Below are 20,467 nucleotides of genomic sequence, written 5' to 3'. Positions count from 1 at the left end.
GAGCTCGCCATGTTCTTCAACCCCGCCGTTTCGCCGACGGCCCATCCTGCTACGGGAACCACCGACGCGGCCGTGCTCGACGCGGTTCGGGAGGCCGTCGCCTACATCGAGTTCACCCCGCGCGGCCAGGTCCTCGATACCAACGAGCTCTTCCTGAAGACCATAGGCCACCCGCGCGAGGACGTCATCGGCCAGCACCACCGGATGTTCTGCAGCCCCGAGTACGCACGCTCTGTGCAGTACCGCGACTTCTGGCGCCGCCTGGCGGCCGGGGAATCGCATACCGGAACCTTCCCCCGAGTGACGCGCACGGGCGAAACCATCTGGCTGGAAGCCACCTACTTCCCCGTGCGCGACACCCAGGGCCAGGTGGAGAAGATCGCGAAGATCGCCTACGACGTCACCGAAAAGCAGGAACAGCTGCGCGACCAGGCAGCCGTCTTCACCGCCCTGGACCGCTCCATGGCGGTGATCGAGTTCACCCCGGAGGGCGAGATCCTCAAGGCCAATGACAACTTCCTCCAAGCGGTCGGCTACAACCTCGACGACATACGCGGCCAGCATCATCGTATCTTCTGCGACGAGACCTTCTATCGCGATCATCCCGATTTCTGGGAGCGCCTGGCGCAGGGCCAGCTCATGAGCGGGAAGTTCCGGCGGCTGAAGGCCAACGGCCAGGAGCTGTGGCTGGAGGCCACCTACAATCCGATTCTCGACCAACAAGGCCGGGTGGAGAAGGTCATCAAGTTCGCCACCGACATCACCGCCAGCGTGCATACGGCGCAGCGCACCCGCGAGGCCTCGGCCGTCGCCCACGACATGGCCCGCAAGACTGCCGATCACGCCCGCAGCGGCGAGGACTCACTGCGGCTCAACGCACAGCACACCGTGCAGATTCGTGCCGAGGTCACCAGCACCCAGGAGGCAGTCGAACGTCTCAACGCCGAGGCACGCAACATCGAGTCCATCATAGAGACCATCCGCACCGTGGCCGAGACCACCCGGATGCTGTCCCTGAACGCCGCCATCGAGGCCGCGCGCGCCGGCGAACAGGGCCGCGGCTTTGCCGTGGTTGCCCAGGAGGTGCGCAAGCTCGCCGCCAGCACCAGCGAAGCAACCACCCGAATCGCCGAGGTCATCAACAGCAACCTGGAACGCACACGCGAAATCGCCGCTCGCATCGACACGGTCCGTGAGGTCGCCGAGCAGGCCGACGCCCAGGTCCAGACCGTCCAGGGCATCGTCGACGAGATCCGCGACGGCGCCAACCTGGTCGTGGAATCCATCTCTTCCATCCCGCGCGATCACCCGTAGGGACTGCTCCGGGAGTCCGCATCTCCCGGGGCGGGCACCATCCGCGCGGGGACGGGTCTCACCAACGGCCCACACATCTTGGGGAGGCATCATGTCCTTCACTCGCACACTCTGGCTCGCCGCCCTGCTCCTGTTCTCGGCGCCGGCCCTGACACACGCCGAGGGACCCGAACAGGCGGTACTGGCCGGCGGTTGCTTCTGGTCCATGCAAGCACCCTTCGACACGCTGGAAGGCGTCCTTGAAACCGAGCTTGGATATACCGGGGGGCATACCCTCGATCCCGGGTACTGGCAGGTGGTCACCGGGCGCACCGGCCACGTCGAGGCCGTGCGTATCCTCTTCGACCCCGAGCGCATCGGCTTCAGCGAGATCCTGGAGGCCTTCTGGCGCAGTATTGACCCGCTGGATCCCCACGGGCAGTTCTGTGATCGCGGGCCCCACTATCGAACCGCCATCTTTCCGCAGGATGCCGCCCAGCGCGCCATCGCCGAAGCCTCACGGGCCGAGCTGAACCGCTCGGGCCGCTTCGACCAACCGGTCGTGACGCGCATACGGGACGCTGCACCCTTCTATCGGGCCGAGGACGAACACCAGAACTACTACCGCAACCACCCGGAACGCTACGCCGACTACGTGACCCATTGCGGCCTGGAGGAGCGCCTGCAAGCGCTATGGGGCGTACCGAACAGGTTGGGGCCACCATGGAAATGATTGGGTTTCCCGGGCCTAAAGTTAGGTTCAAGACCGCCGTTAACGCACTGTAGCCGCGAAACTTCGGCTGCATGATCCCGGCGGCATGGCACCGGGTACCGACAGGCCCGGTGACGGGCCGTGAGACCCGACAACATGGCCCAGGTGATCAACACGAATCTCCTGTCGCTCAACGCCCAGCGCAACCTGCGGCTTTCCCAGGGCGCCCTGCAGGTGGCCCTGCAACGCCTGGCCTCCGGGCGCCGCATCAACTCGGCGCGCGACGATGCCGCCGGAATGGCCATCAGCGAACGCTTCACCACCCAGATTCGTGGCCTGAACCAGGCCATGCGCAATGCGCAGGACGGCATCGGGCTGGCCCGCACCGCCGAGGGCGGGCTGGGCTCCATGAGCGGCAACATCCAGCGCATCCGCGAGCTGGCCCTGCAGGCGGCCAACGGCACCCTGTCCGCCTCCGACCGCCAGGCCCTGAACCGCGAGGCCCGGCAGTTGCTGGCCGAGACCGACCGGGTGGTTACCCAGACCACCTTCAATGGACGGACCCTGCTCGATGGCAGCGCCCCCACCGCGTTCTTTCAGGTTGGTGCCAACGCCGGGCAGACCCTCGCCGTGGACCTCGGCGACGGCATGGGCACGCGCCAGCTCGGCGCGATCGCGACCAGCCGGTCGGGGGATCTGACAGCGCTGTTCGCCAGCGGCCCGTTCACGGTGGCGGGCGACTTCCGCATCCGCATCGGCGAGCGGCCGGCGATCGACGTCCCGGACGGGGACTATGACTCGGTCGCGGCCCTGGCCACCGCCATCAACCGCGAGCTCGGAGACCCGAGCCGCGCCTCCGCCAGCTTCGATGGGCGCCTCGACATCACCGCACGCGAGACCATCACCATCAGCGGCGACGCCGGTCTCAATGCCCTGGACATGCCCGCCACCCGCGCGGTCGAGGGCCACCTCGCCGGGATCGATCTGGGCACCGCACAGGGCGCCAGCGACGCCCTCCCCCGACTCGACCAGGCCCTGGACCAGATCAGCGCCCGGCGCGGTCGTCTGGGCGCGGTGCAAAATCGCCTGGAGTCCACCATCGACAACCTGGGCATCGGCAGCGAGAACCTCCAGGCCGCGCGCAGCCGCATCCTGGATGCCGACTACGCCGCCGAGGTCGCCGCCCTGATCCGTGCCCAGATCCTCCAGCAGGCCGGAATCGCCATCCTCGCCCAGGCCAACCTGGCACCCCGGCTTGTCCTGCGCCTGCTCGCCTGAATCGCGTCCACCGTGCGCCCGCGATCTATCGACGGTCTGCCGGGAGCCCGGACCAAAGTTCATCAAGGTCCGCGAATGGCCAGACGGAAGGATCCTCGCGCCCGGCAATCGCTTCCTTGTTATGGACAGCGGAGAGATCCACCACCCTGGGTGGAATCCGGCAACCCGAGCTCGTCGAATAGAAGATCTTCACGACCGGCTTGAGCAGCGAACCGGCGGACTGGTCGACGACTACAGCAAGGCGTCCGGATTCCAGGCGCACCAGGGACCCCACGGGGTAAATCCCCAGGCTCTTCACGAACGCCTGGAAGACGGTTGGATCGAAATGGCCGTTCGCCCATTCCGCCATCCTGCGGATGGAGTCGCCCGGGTCCCAGCCCGCCTTGTAAGGGCGATTCGAGGTGATCGCGTCATAGACATCGCAGACCGCGCCCATCTTCGCGTACAGGGTAATCTGATCCCCTGTCAGCCCCTCGGGATATCCCGAACCATCCATCTTTTCGTGGTGATGCAGGCAAACATCCAGGGTGATCGGATCGAGGTCATCTTCAGCGGCCTGAAGGATACGGCGCCCCTCCTCCGGATGGCGCTTCATCACAGCAAACTCCTCATCGGTCAGCTTGCCGGGCTTGTTGAGCACATCCAGCGGCATCGCGGCCTTGCCGATGTCGTGCATCAGCCCCGCCTCGCCAGCCGCCAGGACTGCCTCGTCCGCGAGCCCCAGCTCGCGCGCCAACGCCACCATCAGCGCGCATACCGCCACCGAATGCATGTAGGTGTAGTCGTCGGCGTTCTTCAGCCGCGCCAGGCTAACCAGGGCGCGGGAATTACGGGTCACGGAGTCCGTGATTTCCTCGACTACCTTGCGCGCCAGCTCGGTGTCCACGGTACGGCCCATGCGCGCCTCGCCGAAAATCGAAGTCATCGCCTGCCGCGACTTCCTGCAGATCGTAACGGCTCGCTGCAGTTCCTCCGCAGTAGAAACGGGTTCCTGGCGACCTTCCACAGCGCAAGCGGCCTGCAGCGAGTCCTGCACCTCGGCTTCCCGCGTTGCCTGCATTACGGCCTCCCCCGCGCCTTCTAGGTCCCGTCCCTTGGCGGTGTCGATCCAGACCTCGCGGATGCGGCTTTTCCGCAGTGTCGCGAGGTCCTTCGGGTCGTCCAGGAGAAAGCGTGTGCGCCAGAAGGGATGCTCCATCCACGAGCCACAAAGTTCCCGGATGTACATTCCCTCGACGACATGTTCCAACTTGATCTTCTTCAGCATTCGGGGCCCAGGCTTGCAATGGCAGGCCGGGTCTGCAGAACGGTGTTCTGACTCACATGTACTACACTCGTGATACAGGTGGTCGCTTGGACGACTGGACATGCCACCCTGAAGCCGTGCCGCCTTGTCGCACAGCCGAAGGTGTAATAACCGGCCCGGGATTGGCCAAAGGAAGAGCGCGATGTCCAGGTTTCCCTCGGCCCTGCCCTCCACCGGTGGCATCCGCTACACCGACTATCTCGCGCGCACCACACTCCGTGCCTGGGTGGGCATGTCATTCGTGGGCGCTAGTCTGCTGATCTTGGGTGGGCTCGCCCTGTCCTGGCTGGTCGTCTACACCGCCGGTGGCGCTGACAGTATCGTCCCGCACTTTTATTACGTGCCCATCCTGTTCGCCGCGGCGCGCTTCGGCGCGGGCGCCGCCCTGGTCGTGGCCTTGGTGGCCGGCGTGCTGGCCGGACCCATGACGCCGGTGGATGTCACCGCCGGCATCGCGCAGGAGACCGAACGCTGGCTAACCCGTACCGGATTCTTCGTCGGCATCGGCCAGCTGATGGCCTGGCTGGTCATCCCCGCGCTGCACCCGGTCACCGAGGAACTGCGGCGCATGCGCCAGGAATTCGATATCCGGCGCGGGCTGCGGCACAACGAGTTTTTCCTGCGCTACCAACCGATTTACTCCCTGGCGCAGGAGCGCCATGTCGGCGTCGAGGCGCTGATCCGCTGGCGACACCCCATCCGCGGAGAACTATCCCCGGCGGAGTTTCTGGACGTGGCGGAGGATTCCACGTTAATCCATGACATCTGCGATCTGGCCCTGGACGAGGGCTGCCGCCAGGCGGCCGCGTGGAACGCTCTGGCCGCCGAACACGGCCGCCCCGCATGGTATGTGGCAATCAACCTCTCGGCGCACGACATCGTCCGCCCCGAAATGGCGGCCCATGTCGCGGCCGCGCTGGATCGCCATCGGCTACCGCCGGAGTTGCTGCACATCGAACTGACCGAAACGGTGCTGGCTATGGACGCGGCCACCGATGCCCTGAAGCAGCTCAAGTCACTCGGCATCCAGCTCGCCATCGACGACTTCGGCACGGGTTATTCCTCGCTGGCCTACCTCAACCGCTTCCCCATCGACATCCTCAAGATCGACCGCCAGCTGATCTCCGGACTCGGCCTGGATCCGTCGGCGCGGGACCTCTCGCGCGGCATGGTCCTGCTGGCCGAGTCACTGGGCCTGCGAACCATCGCCGAGGGCGTGGAGACGAAGGAACAACTGGCAATCGGCCGCGAACTGAAATTCGATTGCATCCAGGGCTACTACTTCGCCCGCCCGTTACGGGCCGAAGAGATCCCATCCCTGCTGCTTTCCGACACGCCGCACACCGGCCATCTGCGCGCCGTGCGCTACTGACCGAAATAGTCGCGCAGGAGCTGGGTCGTGCGGGCAGTCGGATCCTCGCGGATGCGCCGCTCCTCGTCCGCGAGGATGGTAAACAGGCCATCCAGGGCGTGATCGGTCACGTAGCGATCCAGATCGACGTCCAGCCCCGACAGGCCCGGAATACGGCCCGCCGCGTCGCGCAGCGGCTGGTACACCCGATAGACGTCGGCCCGCTCCATCTGCTCCCGCACAATCGGCATGTAGCGCTCGCGCAGGGTGGACTCCGACGCATCGCGCAGATACTGCGTGGCGGCATCATCGGCCCCGCGCAGCACCCCATACACGTCCTCCGGCCGCATCCCGCGGATGGCGCTGACAAACACCGGAACGGCCTCCCGCGCTGCCGCCTCCGCCGCGCGGTTCATGCGCCGCTCAAGGTCGTCAACCTGGCTGGCGAACCCGACGCGCCGCAGCACATCCCCAGCCTGTTCCAGCTCCTGCGGCAGCCCGATCCGGATCAGGGCGTTGCCCCAGTAACCGTCCTCGCGGCCGGTCCGCTCCACCGTGCGCTCGGTGCCCACCCGAAGGGCCTCGCGGATGGCCTCCTCGGCACGATCATCACCACCATCGAGGCCGAAGTCGCGGACATCCAGTCCGGCGCAGGCGGTCAGCAAGAGGGGGACCAGAAGCCAGGGGAGCAGGTACGCGCGTCGCATGTCGAAACTTCCGTGAGGGACTTCCCGTCATGATACACAGGGCATCGAATCCCCCGCTCCAGCCCCCCACTTGCCGTGGAGCTCAGCTTGTCCGATGGTGATCGTCCATGAATGCCAGCCGTCCTGATTCGAACCGGCGCCGCCGGCGCCTCGGCGCCTTCCTGATCCTGGTGGGCGTGCCCCTGCTCGCCCTGGCCATCTGGGTCGGCTGGGCCGAGCAGAACCCGGAACAGGAGCGCGAGCTGCGCGTCGAAGTCCAGGACCGCCTGCACGAATGGTTCCCCGAGAGCATGGAGCTGCCCGACGATCTGCAGGGCTTCCTGCCGCGTTCGGACCGGTTCGATGACGAGCGCCCGCCGGACGTCCTGCTGCTGCACGGACTGGACGAGCCCGGCGATATCTGGGACGCCCTGGCGCCCGCGCTGGACGACGCCGGAAGCAATGGCTGGGAATTCCGCTATCCCAACGACCAGGCCATCGACCACAGTGCGGACCTGCTGGCGGAACACTGGGCGCAGCTCGAAGGCGACGACCCGCTGATCCTGATTGGCCACAGCATGGGGGGTCTGGTGATCCGCGATTTCGTAACGCGCTACCGGCATCCGGAGGATGCGACCCCGCGTGTCGGGGGGCGACCCGTCGCCGGCGTAATCCTGGTGGCCACCCCCAATCATGGCTCCGAGTGGGCCCGGCTGCGGGTCTGGCTGGAGGTACGCGAGTGGCTGGCCGACATCCAGCAGCAGCGCTTCTCGCTGTTTGCCGGCCTGCGCGACGGCACCGGCGCGGCCAAGATCGACTTGCGCCCGGACAGCCGCTTCCTGGCCGAACTCAACGCACGCCCCTGGCCGGACGACATACCGGTCCGCATCATCGGCGGCAAACTGCCCGAACCCACCCCCGCCATGCGCGAGAGTCTCGCCGCGCTGGACGAACAGATCGACCTCGAGGCGGTGGCCGGGCGCATCAGCGAATGGTGGGAGCAGACCGACGACGAACTGGGCGACGGCGTGGTGCCGGTCGAATCCCTGCACCTGGACGGGCATCCGGACCCGCTGATCCTCGAGGCCTCGCATCGTGGGCTGCTGGTACCCGGCCCGCTGACGGACGATCCGCCCGCCATCGACCCTATCCTCGACATCCTCGAACACTGGAACGCCGCGCCGGGAGACTGAACACCCGGCTCGGGTCCGGCCGGCGCCGCTATCCGCCGCGCTCGACCAGCTCCACACGGCGGTTCTGGGCTCGCCCTGCCTCCGTGCGGTTGGTAGTGACCGGCGCCATCATCCCGGCCCCTGCGGCCTGGAGCCGGCTGCCTGCGATACCGTGCCGGTCGCGCAGCCAGTTCACCACGGACTGCGCGCGCTCCAGGGACAGCGACACGTTGTAGTCAAAGTCACCGGTGTTGTCGGTATGCCCGACCACCAGCAGCTCCATGGATGACTGCTCGTTCATCAGGTCCGCGATCGTCGCCAGCGCCTCGGCGGATTCCGGCAGGATCGCCGCGCTGTTCACCTCGAACAGGATGTCTTGCACCGCCACGCGGCCGTCCTCGATCAGGCCGGTCTCCATCTCGCCGGCGGTCAGCGGCTGGTGATCCATGGTCGTATCCATGTCCTCCGCGGTCACGATCGCTTTGGAGACCGCCGGCCCGTCGACCCGACGGGCGTTAAACACGGCAATCCCCGCCAGCACATCCCCGGCCTCGGAGCGCGCCGCGATGTAGCGCACCTGACGATCCCGGTTGGCTACCCGGCAGCAATCGCGCGCCCCGCGCTCGAACAGGCCGGATTCCCGGAAAAAGGTCCGTCCCGCCCCGCCCGAGAGCTCCTCCTCGGAGCCGGTGAACAGGATCTCGAAACCGCGTGCCTCCAACGCCTGCAGGTAGCTGCGCTTCACCCGCAGCGTGGTTACGCTGGGGTCCTCGAAGTTGTAGCTCAGCCGCAGGACCTCGCCCTCCAGCCGTTCGACCGACTCGAACCCATCCCCGTCCCACGGCCCGGTGGGCACCGCGAGCCGGTCAAAGTCGCTCTGGTCCTGGTACACGATGTACGAACCCGCCACCCGCGGCACATCCGGGTGATCCCCAGCCCCGTCGATGTCGGCCGCGCCCGCGCTGCCCACCCCCATCAGCCCCGCGACGACCCAGCCCGCAACCGCCGTGTTCGCACGCTTCCCCATGTAATTCCCCCTGTCCATACCCAAGATACGGCCCTACGGATACCCCAGCCGCAAGGCACCCTGCAACCCCGAAGCCGTCGCCCCGACCGACCGCCGCGGAACATCGACGGGAATCCCGGCTCTCAAGGGCATGGACATCCCCCTGCTCGTCATCGGCGCCCTGCTCCTCGCCAGCCTGACCGCCTTCTTCTCCGGCGTGCTGCCCTATCCCATCGGCTGGATCATTCTGGGCATCGCCTTCATCGCGCGGCTGCTCTATCTGCGCGGGCGCTGAACGACCGGTCGTCACCGGTGTACGGACGTTGTATCGTCAAGACTCCGCGCAAGCCCGGGACTGCACCCGCATGACTGCCAACCGACTCATCGGCCTCTACACCGGCCGCGTGGCCACGGACTTCGCCAATGGCCGCGCCAGCGCCATCGACAAGCAGCCGGTGGCCGGCGCGGTGACGGTAGAGTCCCTTGGCCTGGCGGGTGACGAGCAGGCCGACCCAGACCACCACGGAGGCTCGGAGCGGGCCCTGCTCCACTACAGCCTGGACCGTTATGACGGCTGGCGGGTGCAGTATCCGGATCACGCGGCCCGCTTCGCCGCCCCCGGCTTCGGCGAGAACCTCGCCAGCCACGGCATGGACGAACACAGCGTGCACATCGGCGATATCTATCGCATCGGCACCGCCCGGGTGCAGGTCAGCCAGCCCCGCACGCCGTGCTGGAAGCTCGACGTGCGCTTCGGCATCCCGGGCCTGGCGCGCGAGGTCCAGGAGACCGGCCGCTGCGGCTGGTTCTACCGCGTACTGCAACCGGGCACCCTCACCGTGGGCGATACCATCGAACACCTCGAACGCCGGCCCGACAGCCTCAGCATCGCCGCGGCCATGGCAGCGGTCTATCGGCAACCGGACGCCCAGCACCTGCAGCAACTGGCCGATTGCGCGGCCCTGGCCTCCAACTGGCGGGAAAAGGCCCGGCGAAAGCTGCGCGGCACCCCCGATGCCCGCAGCCACCAGCGCCTCACCGGCGAACCGCCCACCCGGTAATCTCCCCCGTACCCGGCTGGCGGACGCAACGGCACAAGTCCACTCCCCATATCCGCATCACGTTCCGGAGCCCCCGGGACGACGGCGGCCCCGGGGCTTCCGTCGCCCCCCATCCAGTCCCGGCACCGCCCGTCGAGTATTGACGTCTACGGGCGGGAGAAGGCCCAGGTGCTCGTAGAGACAGGGCCTGCGGGCGCCATGGCCCCGTACTCCACCCAGCGCGCATGAAGCCGGGCGCCCGTTACCAGCAGCTCGGCACCCTCGGTCACGGCCACGAGCGCCACTTGGCCATCCGCAAAACCGCGCGCGCATCCTTGCCGATCGTCGCCACGCGTTCCGTCCGCGTGGAGCACCCGTTCAAGCTCCAGCGTGACGTACCCCTCGGCCCGCACCAGTACCGTCACTTCGAAACGGCATTCCGACCAGTGCGAGGCACGGACCAACGTGACGCTTGCCAGCAACAGGCCGGCCAGCCCCACACCCACCAGGATTCTCGAAAGAGCCATCACCGCGTGTTTCTCCGGGCGCGTTGACCGGACTGTACTGGCATCCCGCCTGGACTCGCTTTACAGGACCCATGCCCGAAACAGGGGTGTAACGGGCAAAAAAATAAAATCAACAACAAAAACCATTTCTTAAAATCACCAAAGGAGACTCCAATGAGACATTCAGAGACCCCGGCCAAGCGCCGCACGGTTACCGCGAGGCCGCGTTTCCGGCTTCTGGCCGCCCTGGCCTGCACCGCACTTGTCGGCCTCGGCTGGAACGCATCTGCCACGGCGTTCGAGCCCGAAGCCAAGGTCGTCTATCACGTGGACTATGGCGATCCCCAACGGCTATCCTCGATGCTGACCAGCATCAACAACATGATGACGCACTACCAGAACGAGTTCATGCATGTCGACGTGCGGGTGGTATTCATGTCCGACGGCATACGGTTCACCACTGACAACAACCTCGAAGGCACCCCGTTCGAGTCGGATCGGGCGTTCATCGAGGAACGCGACGAACTCCGCACGCGGCTCGCCGGGTTGAAGCAAACGCACGGGGTACAGTACGAGCTTTGCGACATTACCCGGACGCGGGTCCGGCTGGACCATGACGAGGGCTACGACAAGGTCAGCCTGGTTCCCTCCGGTGTTGTCCGCCTGGCGGAACTCCAGAACGAAGAAGGCTTCGCCTACATCAAGATCGACTGACCCCAGGGGCAGAGCCCCTTCCATGTCGCGAGGCATCCAGGCGATGCCCCGTGGCATCGGGTCTTGCCGCCATCCCTCGCCCAGATCGCACATTCCAGTGCCCGGCCCACCAGGGAAACCCGCAACAACGTCCCCTGGCCACACCGCTGATCAAGGACGGTCGAGTAGACGGTAATCCCGCGATCCATCATCCCGTTCGGTAACCACGAGTTCGACCTCGCGACCCACTCCCATCGGGCTTCGCAGCTCCTGCCACAGAAATCGGACCGGACCGTCCGCGGGCGTCTCGACAACGACACGAATCCATGTCGTGTCCTCGGTCTCCCGTTCGACCTCGATCACCGGTGCCCGGATCACCTCCCGACTGGCTACGCCAGGCCCGAACCAGTCCGAATACAGCAACACGCCCAAGACTGCCAGCATGCCCAACGCCGCGAATGCCGCCCGTGTATTCCGAAAGGCATATGCCAGATTGTTCCAGAAACGCCCGACCATCCCGCCCCCCATCCAGCAAACGTCGACGACTGGGCGCCGACCGACTCCTTCCGACAAAACCCGTGGGCGCCTGCTCCACCTCGACTTCCGGATAAGTAGAGGAGTCTCGCCAGCAGGCAGTCGGATCGGAGACCCCGGAAAATCCGGCCGTATGCCCGTCATTTGCTACCGGCTCGTGGTATGCGACACCGCCCGGTACCGGTCGGCGTCACTTACCCGGAGTGCAGGGGTCAATTCGCCTGACGGATCCCTTCTGGGCCGACCAATGGTTCCGGACGATCCAGGCCGAACCCCTGCCCATGGGTGACGCCGACTTCCACGAGACGCGCCCGGATTGCTTCGTCTTCCACATGTTCGGCAATCGTGGTCAGCCCCAGGATCTGACCCACCTCGTGAATGGCGCGCACCATTGCGCGGTCGATCGGATCGGTGTTGATGTCCCGAACAAAGCCACCGTCGATCTTCAGATAATCCACCGGCAGATGCTTGAGGTAGGAAAACGAGGACAGGCCGCTGCCGAAATCGTCCAGCGCGAAGTGACAACCCGTTCGCCGCATCTCGGTCATCAGCCGAGCGGTTCGCTGCAGGTGCCGGACCGCCGCGGTCTCGGTGATCTCGAAGCACAAGCGGTCACCGGGGAGGCCGGACTTCGCCACCGACTCCTGTAGAAACACCAGGAAGGCATCGTTATTCAGTGACGAACCCGAGAGGTTGATCCCCATTACCGGAAGGTCACCCCATCCGGCAGCCTGGAGTTGCTGCATGTACGCCAGCGTCCGGGACACCACCCAGCGGTCGACCTGCCCCATCAGGTCATAGCGTTCGGCCGCCGGGATGAAGGTATCCGGCCGGACCAACTGACCATCGCGGTCACGCAGGCGCAGCAGGACTTCGAAATAGGCATCCGTGTCATCCGCCAGCGTGCGAACTGGTTGTGCCCAGAGTTCGAAACGATCCTGCTCGATCGCGTCCGGAATGCTGCTGACCCAGTGCAGTTCGCCCACCCGGTCACGCAAGTCCTCGTCCTCCGCGCGGAACACGCGCACCTGGTTGCGCCCCGTGTCCTTGACCACGTAGCAGGCCGCATCCGCCTGCTGCAGGATCAACTGGGTCGACTCGCTCGCCCTGCTGACTTCGACCAGCCCCAGACTGGCGGACACGGAGAAGGTCGACTCGTCCCAGTAGAAACGGAAGCTGGCCAGTTCGCGGCCGATCTCCTCGGCCAGGATTCGTCCGTCCTCGATGTCCCGGTCAACCATCAGGATCCCGAATTCATCCCCTCCGAGGCGCGCGACGATATCGCGTTCGTGCAACAGATGAGGCAAGAGCGCCGAAACCTGACGCAGGAGCTCGTCGCCTGCGGTGTGTCCACGGGTGTCATTGATAATCTTGAACTGGTCGAGGTCGAGATAGCACAGGGTGTGCCGGGTGTGGTGCGTGCGCGCGGAACGTAGCTGGTCCTCGAGACACGCCTCGAAGGCCGGCCGGTTCAGCAACCCTGTCAGGGCATCGTGTGTGGCCTGATAGTCGAGCCGGCGCATCACCTCGCGCAGATCGCTGATGTCACGCATCACGAGAACGCTCGCCTGGCTGTCGGCGGCGCGATTCAGGATCGGGGTAAAGGAAAGCTGGACCGGGCGGGTCTGGTCGTTCGCGGTGTGCAGGCGCATATGGGCAGGGTGGCCTGCTTCCGCGAGCACCTGACTACTGGATTCGAGCCGCGCGGACATCGAGTCCCCGCCGCTCTCGTCTTCCAGACATACCACCTCGTCGAGGGGCCGTTTCGCCAGTTGTGCCGCGGGCTCGCCCAGCAACAGGCTGGCCACCGGGTTGGCGTAGTCGATACGCCCATGGTCGTCGGTGGTAATCACCGCGTCGCCAATCGACTCCAGCGTGGTCTGGGCCCGCTCCTTCTCGCGCCGGTTTTGCTCCCGTTCAGTGGCGATGATCTCCCGCTGATGCATGTGGGTCAGGGTCATGCTCAGCCAGTCGGCACTGAGCTGAAGGAACCGCCGTTCCAGCGCGTCCGGTGGCTTGCGCCTCGCATCGTCGCGATAGAGCACCAACAAGCCACGCTGGTTGTCGGGAAGCGGAAGTTCGACCGTCTCGAGGCAAGCCGGAAGCGAATCCAGGCCCCTGGAGCGCAGTTCCTCGCAGGTACCGGACCGGCCTTCCTCAAGGGACAATGCCGAAAGCTCCCGCAGCGCACGTTCGGACAACGGCGAGGCGCGGTGCGGCGGGTAGTGCCGGAGTCGTCTTGCCTCCATCCCGGCCGGGTCCAGTTCATAGAGGGCCACCCCGTCCATCCGCAGCTGCTCAGCAACCACCCGCAGCAAATGCCGAATGGCCTCCTCGTGGTCACTGCTGGCCTGGGTCGCTTCGACAAAGGTGTTCAGGAGGTCGGTCTGCGACCGAAGCAGGTGCATGCGCGCCAGCATGAACCCGAAAAGGATCCCGACAACGGAAGGGATCGCCAGCAAGCGCGGCTCGAAACGATCGGCCCCATAGACAAACAGGATCTGGACCACCGCCAGCAGAGTGACGATCGCGACCGAAATGCCGATGAACCGCGCATAGGCCGGCCAGGTGTTCCGTAACCCGAGTTGTGCCCGCATCCCCCCCTCCCCTTGCGTGTCGATGCGTCGTCTGGCATCAACGGGGTCTTCCCGCAATAGCGGTGGAAATGCCCCCCGATCATTGTGACTATAACGGGTGCCTGATCGGGCCGAAAGAATGCGGCCCGCCGAAAATTAACGGCCCATCGGCTTCGGCACTCCGGGAAGGGCTTTCTGCACGTGCCGTTGCGGTCAAGATCGACCTGCCGCCGATTGCTAGATCCTGGCCCCCAACTGGCGGGAGAAGACCCGGAGAAAGTTTCGCCGCGCCCCCGATGCCAGCATCCAGCAGAGCCTCACCGGTGAACCGCCCGCCAAATAACGCGTGCCACGCACTGGCCCACGATGGCTCGCACCATCAGCCCATGACCAGGTTCATCAGGGGGAACAGCCCGAACCAGAGCACATAACCCAGGGAGGCCGCCATTAATCCATCGATGCGCCCTCTGGGGCCTTGGCGGTGCAGCGCACGCCACAGGAGCCAGACCAACCAGGCGGCATACGGAACCACCACATACCCGATCCCGGCATAGGCCCCCTGCACCCATCCCAGCGCATCGAACGATGCGCCGCTGATGGCCGCCAGGATGGTGAACGACAACGCCACCCAAAGCGCGCCGTCGTTCCCCAGGCGCACGGCCAGGGTGCCCTTGCCCACCGCGGCGTCCGCCTCGCGGTCGGGAATCCCGGATAGCGTGATCGACGGCACAATCGCCAGGAACAGCGGCAGGCTCAACAGCCAGGGCAAGGACGCGGTCCAGTCGCCCGCCAGGAACACATAGCCGCACAGCAGCACGCCCAGGCTGTGCGTCAGCGCGACATCGAGCTCGCCCAGCCCCCGATAGCTAAGCTTCAGCGGCGCCGCCGTGTAGCCGATCGCCAGGATCGCGAGGACGGCCATCACCGTCAGGATCGGCCCCGAATCTCCGGGTGCGGTCGCCAGCAATGCCACGAACGCGAGGGCGAAGCCCACCAGCGCGCCGGCAATCCCCACGCCCAGCTCGCGCGCGGACAACAGCCCCTCCACCAGCACGCGCGACCCACCGGTAAAGGGACCATAGAACCGGTTTTGCCGGTCCGAGCCAAAGTCCACGCGTTCGTTCACCAGCACCGTGGCCACTTCCAGTAGAAACAGGCACAGGTACCCGAGCCAGAACACCGGATTGCCGAACACCCCACCCGCCGGGGCGGCCACCAGCGCCCCCACCGCGTAGGCCACAAAGGTCATCGGATAGAACTGCAAGCGCAACGCCTGGAGCCAGGCACCGGCCTTGTGCGCAAGCCACTCACCCGCACTTTCGCGCCCCTTGGCCAGACGCAGCCCTTCCTGGCGTGCGCGCTGCAACCAGGCCTTGCGCTGGGCCTCGTCGCTATGGCGCACCGAACCGAACATCAACGAGCGCACCGGCCGGACCCCACAGAACCCCAGCGTGGCGCGCGCCATCGCATTGGCACCTGGCTGGCGATACACCAGCCGGTGGATTAGCGGCGGCGTATCCATGGTCGTGATCAATTGCGCCGAGCGGCCCTGCAGCAACCCTTCGTACCCGGTACCGCCCTCGCAAGAGCGAAAGGCGAATTCCGGTGTCATGATTCGGTCCAGAAAACCCTTGAGCAGCGCCGGCATGGTGCCCCACCAGGTGGGATAGACAAACACCAGATGATCAGCCCACTCGACGAGGCCGCGTGCGGCCTCCAGATCCTTTTCGAGTGGCTGCTGATTGGGCGAAGGGGTGTGGACGTGCGGATCAAACTCCAGGCTCGCCAGATTCAGGGACTGCACCTCGGTCCCGGCCGCGCGCGCCCCTTCGCTGTAGGCTTCGGCCAGCGCCCCGCACAGGCTATCGGCGCGCGGGTGGCCGAGGATGACGAGCACCTTCAAGCAGTGTCGCCCCATGCGGTCGTCATACCCTCGTTCTCCAGCCCGCCACGGTAACAACCACCGACGTCATGGGTACCGCAAGCCAGGCCCTGCCCGCGAATCGGATTCCACCCTGCCGACGACGTATCCCTGCATGACGAAACCCTCCGCACCACGCTACTCATCCATACCCACGACCCCACACAAGTCCTCCGTCCGCGCCGACCGACCGTTTTAGGGCCGATCCCGCGGGTCGAGGAATTCGTCCACCACAGCGGCTCCACCCAGAACATAGCCCGCGTCGGAGAGGCTTGCTACCGATCCGTCATACCCGGAAGCGCCGTTCCGTTAGAGAGCTCACAAGATCCGGTCCACCGGAACAGTTCACCGGGCGTACAAGAAGCGGTCGCGGCGACCTGCGTCTGCGGGTGGCTCAGCGACGCGGGTTACGGATTCCAAGCGCATCGGGATCCCGTTGCGGTTCGGACGGCCGGCGCAGTTCTGCGACGATCATGCGGAGCGATACGGCAAACAGAACCGTCCCCAGCACCAGCATGCCGTCGACCAGCCAGCCATTCGCCAGAAACGGAAAGATCGGACCATCAGTACCCCCGAACTTTTCGGCCAGTCCCAACCCCAGCAGGAGCGACCCCGGCGTCTGCACCAGCGCCGCACGGCGGAAGGGGTGCATCCGCACAGTCGACCGCTGTGCCGCGGCCACCGTGGACTCCTGGACGGCATCCGGCGCGGCCGTTCTGGCCGCCTTCGGCGGCAGTGAGCCCGGCGCGATGCCCCCCTCAGCAGGGTCCTCGGGGCCCCCTGCAGGGTGGCGATAGGCAAACACCCACCACATCAACAACGGGCTGCCAAGGAACGCAAACAGCACCAGCCCGAAAGCCCCCGCCCCGGATGTCTCGCCACCGTTCAGCGCATGCGCGAGCAATACCGTGGCAAAGGGCAGCACCAAGGTCGCGAAGGCATACAACACCCGCACCCCAAGCGCGGCGCGCCGCCGCGACAACAGCATCACCAATGCGGCCAGTAGCGCGAAACTGTATACAACCAGAAGAATCATGAACGCCTCCCTGCGTCACGTGATTGGAACGGTCCGTCGCTGCGGGGCCTGGCGACCCCACCTGCCGATCCTACCGTCCTGGACCATCCGTTGCTCGTGCTCCCCCCTGCGCCTTGCCAGCCTGACCGCCAGCCTTCGCAGGCGTACTGTCCTGTCTGACCGAGCCGATCAGCCCGCGTCGTCCAGGCCTGGAAACTCGAGTTCGTAGCGCAGCTCTTCCTCTGGCTGCCGGATGAAGTTCCCCTGCACCAGGTCGATCTGGGCCTGCCACAACAAGGCCAGACCATCGGCATCCTCCACATAGCTGGCCATGGTGTAGGCGCCGACCTCCTTGGCCTGGCCCAGGAGGCCGTTGAGCCGTAACGAAGGCGTGGCGGAGTGATGCAGCCCCACGGTGAGTTCCCGCGCGATCTTGACGTAGTCGGGCCGCATTTCGGCAAGCATCCGGCGCGTATCGGCATCGGTACTGGCGCCAAAGTGTTCCAGAGCGATGCGGATCTCCAAATCCCGAAGCGCATCGCCGAAGGCCGAGAGCTGATCCATCCGGCCCAGCACATCGCCCTCGCGGAGTTGCAGAACCAGGCTTCCCGGCCATACCGGGTGCACGGCAAGTTGCTTGCCCAGCCAGGGCAAAAAGCTCGAATCGCCGAGCGTCCGGCCCTGACCTCCAGGACGCTGCCCGACCCAGCGAGCTCTTCGCGGGGCATAACGCCGAGGGGCCTTGTGGCAGCCTGATTCGGTTATTCCCGAACCGAGCCCCGGGTTAGGATGACGCCTTGCGCATAACGGGAGAGGGATCGTGCTGTTCTGGCTCACGTTGGTGCCGTTCGTGTTGCTGTTCGTGTGGCTGGTGCCGTTGCGGCGGCCGGCCTTTGAAGCGGCGCCCATCGCCTATATCGCCACCCTGGTGCTGGCCGTTCTGGTCTGGCAGATATCGGGCACGGTGCTGGTAGCGAGTCTGCTGGATGCTGCCATCGTTTTCGTGGAGGTCCTGCTGATCATCCTGATGGCACTGCTGGTGCTGAACGTGATGATCGGGACCGGGCACATGAGTGCAATCCAGTCAGTCATCGCTAGCGTCTCGCGCGACCACCGGGTGCTGGCCATGCTGCTGGGGTGGGGGCTGGTCGGTTTCGTAGAGGGCATCGCCGGCTTCGGCACCCCCGCGGTACTGGCGGCACCGCTGCTGGTGTATTTCGGCATGCGGCCCCTGAAGGCGGTCGCCATCGCCCTGATCGGCAACAGCACCGCCGTCCCCTTCGGTGCGGCCGGAACGCCCGTGATCATCGGCTTCGCCGGCCTCGGCCTGGATGCGGAGACCACCCGCTCGGCCGTGTTGCAGACGGCGGTCATCCACACCGTCCTCGCACCGTTCATTACGCTGTTCATGGTCTGGGTGGCGACCCTCGGCGAGGAACGCGGGCGCTTCCGCGAATTCGTGCCCTTCGCCGTGCTGTCGGCGCTGGCGTTCGGCATCCCCTATCTGCTGGTTGCCTGGCTGGTGGGGCCGGAACTGCCCGCGATCATCGGCGGCGTGGTGGCAATGGCGGTGATTGCCCTGGCGGCCCATCGCGGCTTCCTGCTACCTGGGCACGAACAGCACCCAGAGGTCGAGCGGGCCCCAGTCGGGCGCGTGCTCCTGGCCTTTGTGCCGTTCGCGGTCATGGCCGTGGCACTGATCGCCTCGCGCACCATCATGCCGCTGCGCGAGGCCCTGCAGTCCGTGCGCTGGTCGCCGGGCGAGTTCCACGGCATTGAGCTGGGGCAAAGCCTCGCCCCGCTGTACACACCCTATTTCTACTTTGGCCTGGCCCTGCTCACCGCGCTGATCCTGTTCCGCGTGAGCCGCGCCACGCTGGGTCAGGCGGTGGCCGCCACCTGGGGCAAGCTGCGCGTGGCGGCCATCGTGCTGGCGTTCATCATCGCCCTCACCCAGCTCCTGCTGAGCTCCGGCTCCAACGCCGCCGGCCTGCCGTCGATGCCACAGGTGCTGGGGCAGGGCCTGGCGGAATCACTGGGCGGGACCTTCGTGATGTTCAGCGCCTTCCTCGGCGCGCTGGGCTCGTTCATGACCGGAAGCGCGACCGTCTCCAACCTGCTGTTTGCACAACTCCAGGCGGACACCGCCGATGCCCTGGGCATGGCGCTCCCGACCGTACTCGCCCTGCAACTGATCGGCGCCGGGGTGGGCAACATGATCTCGCTGCACAACATCGCCATGGCGGCCGGAGCCGCCGGTCTGCAGGCGCGCGAGGGTCAGGTGATCCGCGAGACCATCATCCCGGTCATCGTCGTCTGCCTCGGAGCCGGCTTGCTGGCACTCGCCTGGTAGCCAGGGGCGGCGTCGGCCCGCGCTACGGGTTACCGGAAGGCGACACTGGGGCGCCTTTCCGTGGCCCCGGCTACCACCGATAACAACTGGCCTCCTTGCCCATAATTTGCATCCCGATACGCTCCGCCGCGGGGCCACCCGCCACTCCGTAGCAGACATGCAGCGGCAACAAGTGCTCCGCCCGCGGATGGCAGAACCGGGCGCCCGTCGCGGCATCCCAGTGCACGAGCTTGGCCGCCCGTGCATCTTCCGCGTCCGCGCGCCCGCAGCAAACGGCCTCCAACCAGGCCTCGAACGACTGGTTGAGCTGCCGGGCCTCCTGCGTATCGGGCGTGAAAAAGGCGCGCAGGTTGTGGAACGAGAAGCCAGACCCCACCACCCACACACCGGATTCATGCAGCCCTGCCAGAGCCCGTCCAATCTCGATATGCTGCGCCGGGTCCAGCGTCTCCACCAGGGAAAGCTGAACGCATGGGACCTGCGCCTCGGGATACATGATCTTCAGCGGCACGAAGAGCCCGTTATCGAACCCTCGCGCCGGGTCCAGGTGCGCATCGATGCCCGCCTCCTGCAGCCGTCGATGAACCTCCGCGGCCAGTGCCGGCTCGCCCGGGCAGGGATATTCGATGGTGTACGACTCCGGGGGAAACCCGTGGTAGTCGTAGATCAGCCCCGGATTCGCCCCGGACGTGATGGTCGGCACCGACGCCTCCCAGTGCGCACTCACCACCACCAGCGCATCGGGCACCCGCACGCGCCCGGCCAGACCCTCCAGATTCTCCACCATGGCCGTGTGCCCTGGGTCCCCCAGCAGTGGCAGCGGCCCGCCGCCATGGGACAAAAACAACGCCTGCGTCTTGTCCATCCTTCGCTCCCGCCGTTGCATCCCGGTCATCCGGTCACCCACACAAGCCCGCTACCTACCTGCGCCCGTGTCCATCAACGCTGAGACCTGCACCCCTGGAGCCGACAAGCGCCCGCAGTCACTGCCAGACCAACGACCGCCCTGCACTGATCGTCCGGTT

18 protein-coding genes and 1 pseudogene are annotated in these 20,467 nt (G+C 66.2%); 9 read left to right on the top strand and 10 right to left on the bottom strand.

Going from position 1 to position 20,467, the window contains the following annotated elements; translation table 11 throughout:
• Positions 1 to 9: 9 nt before the first annotated feature.
• The 3 genes from D579_RS0100715 to D579_RS0100705 all read left to right on the top strand — a co-directional run bounded on the left by D579_RS0100715 (position 10) and on the right by D579_RS0100705 (position 3,283).
• Entirely contained in the window at positions 10 to 1,314 is a 1,305-nt protein-coding gene (locus tag D579_RS0100715) for a PAS domain S-box protein (protein ID WP_018950780.1), read from the top strand.
• A 91-nt stretch (positions 1,315 to 1,405) separates the two neighbouring features.
• On the top strand, positions 1,406 to 2,026 hold the full coding sequence (gene msrA, locus D579_RS0100710) for a peptide-methionine (S)-S-oxide reductase MsrA (RefSeq protein ID WP_018950779.1): 621 nt from the start codon (positions 1,406 to 1,408) through the stop codon (positions 2,024 to 2,026).
• Between the two features lie 135 nt (positions 2,027 to 2,161).
• Positions 2,162 to 3,283 (top strand): flagellin, encoded by a 1,122-nt coding sequence (locus tag D579_RS0100705; RefSeq protein WP_018950778.1) that lies wholly within the window; start codon positions 2,162 to 2,164, stop codon positions 3,281 to 3,283.
• 25 nt (positions 3,284 to 3,308) lie between these two features.
• Here D579_RS0100705 and D579_RS0100700 read toward each other — a convergent pair whose 3' ends face one another.
• Complete coding sequence (locus D579_RS0100700) at positions 3,309 to 4,550, bottom strand: HD-GYP domain-containing protein (protein WP_018950777.1); 1,242 nt, start codon at positions 4,548 to 4,550, stop codon at positions 3,309 to 3,311.
• 181 nt (positions 4,551 to 4,731) lie between these two features.
• Between D579_RS0100700 and D579_RS0100695 the strand changes: the two genes are divergently transcribed.
• A complete protein-coding gene (locus tag D579_RS0100695; RefSeq protein WP_018950776.1) occupies positions 4,732 to 5,961 on the top strand; it encodes an EAL domain-containing protein in 1,230 nt (409 codons plus the stop codon).
• Here D579_RS0100695 and D579_RS0100690 read toward each other — a convergent pair.
• Positions 5,955 to 6,647 (bottom strand): DUF4197 domain-containing protein, encoded by a 693-nt coding sequence (locus tag D579_RS0100690; RefSeq protein ID WP_018950775.1) that lies wholly within the window; start codon positions 6,645 to 6,647, stop codon positions 5,955 to 5,957. The two genes, D579_RS0100695 and D579_RS0100690, sit on opposite strands and share 7 nt — an antisense overlap.
• Positions 6,648 to 6,754: 107 nt before the next feature.
• Between D579_RS0100690 and D579_RS0100685 the strand changes: the two genes are divergently transcribed.
• A complete protein-coding gene (locus D579_RS0100685; protein ID WP_018950774.1) occupies positions 6,755 to 7,819 on the top strand; it encodes an alpha/beta fold hydrolase in 1,065 nt (354 codons plus the stop codon).
• A 28-nt stretch (positions 7,820 to 7,847) separates the two neighbouring features.
• Here the strand turns inward: D579_RS0100685 and D579_RS0100680 are convergent, their stop codons facing one another.
• Positions 7,848 to 8,825 (bottom strand): OmpA family protein, encoded by a 978-nt coding sequence (locus D579_RS0100680; protein ID WP_018950773.1) that lies wholly within the window; start codon positions 8,823 to 8,825, stop codon positions 7,848 to 7,850.
• Positions 8,826 to 8,955: 130 nt separating this feature from the next.
• On the opposite strand from D579_RS0100680, the gene D579_RS15180 reads away from it, so the two are divergent.
• Positions 8,956 to 9,099 carry a hypothetical protein gene (locus D579_RS15180; protein WP_018950772.1) on the top strand — a complete coding sequence of 48 codons (144 nt, stop codon included), beginning with the start codon at positions 8,956 to 8,958 and terminating at the stop codon, positions 9,097 to 9,099.
• Positions 9,100 to 9,169: 70 nt separating this feature from the next.
• Positions 9,170 to 9,865 (top strand): MOSC domain-containing protein, encoded by a 696-nt coding sequence (locus tag D579_RS0100670; protein ID WP_018950771.1) that lies wholly within the window; start codon positions 9,170 to 9,172, stop codon positions 9,863 to 9,865.
• A gap of 146 nt (positions 9,866 to 10,011) precedes the next feature.
• Here D579_RS0100670 and D579_RS0100665 read toward each other — a convergent pair whose 3' ends face one another.
• Positions 10,012 to 10,371 carry a hypothetical protein gene (locus tag D579_RS0100665; RefSeq protein ID WP_018175711.1) on the bottom strand — a complete coding sequence of 120 codons (360 nt, stop codon included), beginning with the start codon at positions 10,369 to 10,371 and terminating at the stop codon, positions 10,012 to 10,014.
• Positions 10,372 to 10,524: 153 nt separating this feature from the next.
• Between D579_RS0100665 and D579_RS0100660 the strand changes: the two genes are divergently transcribed.
• A complete protein-coding gene (locus tag D579_RS0100660) occupies positions 10,525 to 11,064 on the top strand; it encodes a DsrE family protein (protein ID WP_018950770.1) in 540 nt (179 codons plus the stop codon).
• A gap of 150 nt (positions 11,065 to 11,214) precedes the next feature.
• On the opposite strand, the gene D579_RS0100655 is transcribed toward D579_RS0100660, so the two are convergent.
• The 5 genes and pseudogenes from D579_RS0100655 to D579_RS15395 form a co-directional block, all read right to left on the bottom strand.
• Positions 11,215 to 11,487, bottom strand: coding sequence for a hypothetical protein (locus tag D579_RS0100655; protein ID WP_231368438.1), 273 nt, complete (start codon positions 11,485 to 11,487; stop codon positions 11,215 to 11,217).
• Between the two features lie 302 nt (positions 11,488 to 11,789).
• Positions 11,790 to 14,174 (bottom strand): EAL domain-containing protein, encoded by a 2,385-nt coding sequence (locus D579_RS0100650; protein WP_018950769.1) that lies wholly within the window; start codon positions 14,172 to 14,174, stop codon positions 11,790 to 11,792.
• Positions 14,175 to 14,532: 358 nt separating this feature from the next.
• Positions 14,533 to 16,056, bottom strand: a complete 1,524-nt coding sequence (locus D579_RS0100645; protein ID WP_026289398.1) for an NAD(P)H-dependent oxidoreductase — start codon at positions 16,054 to 16,056, stop codon at positions 14,533 to 14,535.
• Positions 16,057 to 16,468: 412 nt separating this feature from the next.
• Positions 16,469 to 17,110 (bottom strand): hypothetical protein, encoded by a 642-nt coding sequence (locus D579_RS0100640; RefSeq protein WP_018950767.1) that lies wholly within the window; start codon positions 17,108 to 17,110, stop codon positions 16,469 to 16,471.
• Positions 17,111 to 17,278: 168 nt separating this feature from the next.
• Positions 17,279 to 17,764, bottom strand: a pseudogene (locus D579_RS15395) (EAL domain-containing protein); the annotation flags it as partial.
• Positions 17,765 to 17,909: 145 nt separating this feature from the next.
• Between D579_RS15395 and D579_RS0100630 the strand changes: the two are divergent.
• A complete protein-coding gene (locus tag D579_RS0100630; RefSeq protein WP_018950766.1) occupies positions 17,910 to 19,442 on the top strand; it encodes an L-lactate permease in 1,533 nt (510 codons plus the stop codon).
• Positions 19,443 to 19,512: 70 nt separating this feature from the next.
• Here the strand turns inward: D579_RS0100630 and D579_RS0100625 are convergent, their stop codons facing one another.
• The gene (locus D579_RS0100625; protein ID WP_018950765.1) at positions 19,513 to 20,307 is read right to left on the bottom strand and encodes a class III extradiol ring-cleavage dioxygenase; all 795 of its coding nucleotides are present in this window, start codon (positions 20,305 to 20,307) and stop codon (positions 19,513 to 19,515) included.
• Between the last annotated feature and the right edge of the window lie 160 nt (positions 20,308 to 20,467).

Origin of the sequence: Thioalkalivibrio sp. AKL12 (assembly GCF_000377925.1) — a bacterium.
Lineage (GTDB): Bacteria > Pseudomonadota > Gammaproteobacteria > Ectothiorhodospirales > Ectothiorhodospiraceae > Thioalkalivibrio > Thioalkalivibrio versutus.
This window is presented reverse-complemented; position numbering and strand designations above follow the sequence as displayed.

Coding starts and splice junctions, on each gene's coding strand:
- D579_RS0100715 (WP_018950780.1), top strand. CDS start 10: ATGTTCTTCAACCCCGCCGTTTCGCCGACGGCCCATCCTGCTACGGGA.
- msrA (WP_018950779.1), top strand. CDS start 1,406: ATGTCCTTCACTCGCACACTCTGGCTCGCCGCCCTGCTCCTGTTCTCG.
- D579_RS0100705 (WP_018950778.1), top strand. CDS start 2,162: ATGGCCCAGGTGATCAACACGAATCTCCTGTCGCTCAACGCCCAGCGC.
- D579_RS0100700 (WP_018950777.1), bottom strand. CDS start 4,550: ATGCTGAAGAAGATCAAGTTGGAACATGTCGTCGAGGGAATGTACATC.
- D579_RS0100695 (WP_018950776.1), top strand. CDS start 4,732: ATGTCCAGGTTTCCCTCGGCCCTGCCCTCCACCGGTGGCATCCGCTAC.
- D579_RS0100690 (WP_018950775.1), bottom strand. CDS start 6,647: ATGCGACGCGCGTACCTGCTCCCCTGGCTTCTGGTCCCCCTCTTGCTG.
- D579_RS0100685 (WP_018950774.1), top strand. CDS start 6,755: ATGAATGCCAGCCGTCCTGATTCGAACCGGCGCCGCCGGCGCCTCGGC.
- D579_RS0100680 (WP_018950773.1), bottom strand. CDS start 8,825: ATGGGGAAGCGTGCGAACACGGCGGTTGCGGGCTGGGTCGTCGCGGGG.
- D579_RS15180 (WP_018950772.1), top strand. CDS start 8,956: ATGGACATCCCCCTGCTCGTCATCGGCGCCCTGCTCCTCGCCAGCCTG.
- D579_RS0100670 (WP_018950771.1), top strand. CDS start 9,170: ATGACTGCCAACCGACTCATCGGCCTCTACACCGGCCGCGTGGCCACG.
- D579_RS0100665 (WP_018175711.1), bottom strand. CDS start 10,371: ATGGCTCTTTCGAGAATCCTGGTGGGTGTGGGGCTGGCCGGCCTGTTG.
- D579_RS0100660 (WP_018950770.1), top strand. CDS start 10,525: ATGAGACATTCAGAGACCCCGGCCAAGCGCCGCACGGTTACCGCGAGG.
- D579_RS0100655 (WP_231368438.1), bottom strand. CDS start 11,487: ATGCTGGCAGTCTTGGGCGTGTTGCTGTATTCGGACTGGTTCGGGCCT.
- D579_RS0100650 (WP_018950769.1), bottom strand. CDS start 14,174: ATGCGGGCACAACTCGGGTTACGGAACACCTGGCCGGCCTATGCGCGG.
- D579_RS0100640 (WP_018950767.1), bottom strand. CDS start 17,110: ATGATTCTTCTGGTTGTATACAGTTTCGCGCTACTGGCCGCATTGGTG.
- D579_RS0100625 (WP_018950765.1), bottom strand. CDS start 20,307: ATGGACAAGACGCAGGCGTTGTTTTTGTCCCATGGCGGCGGGCCGCTG.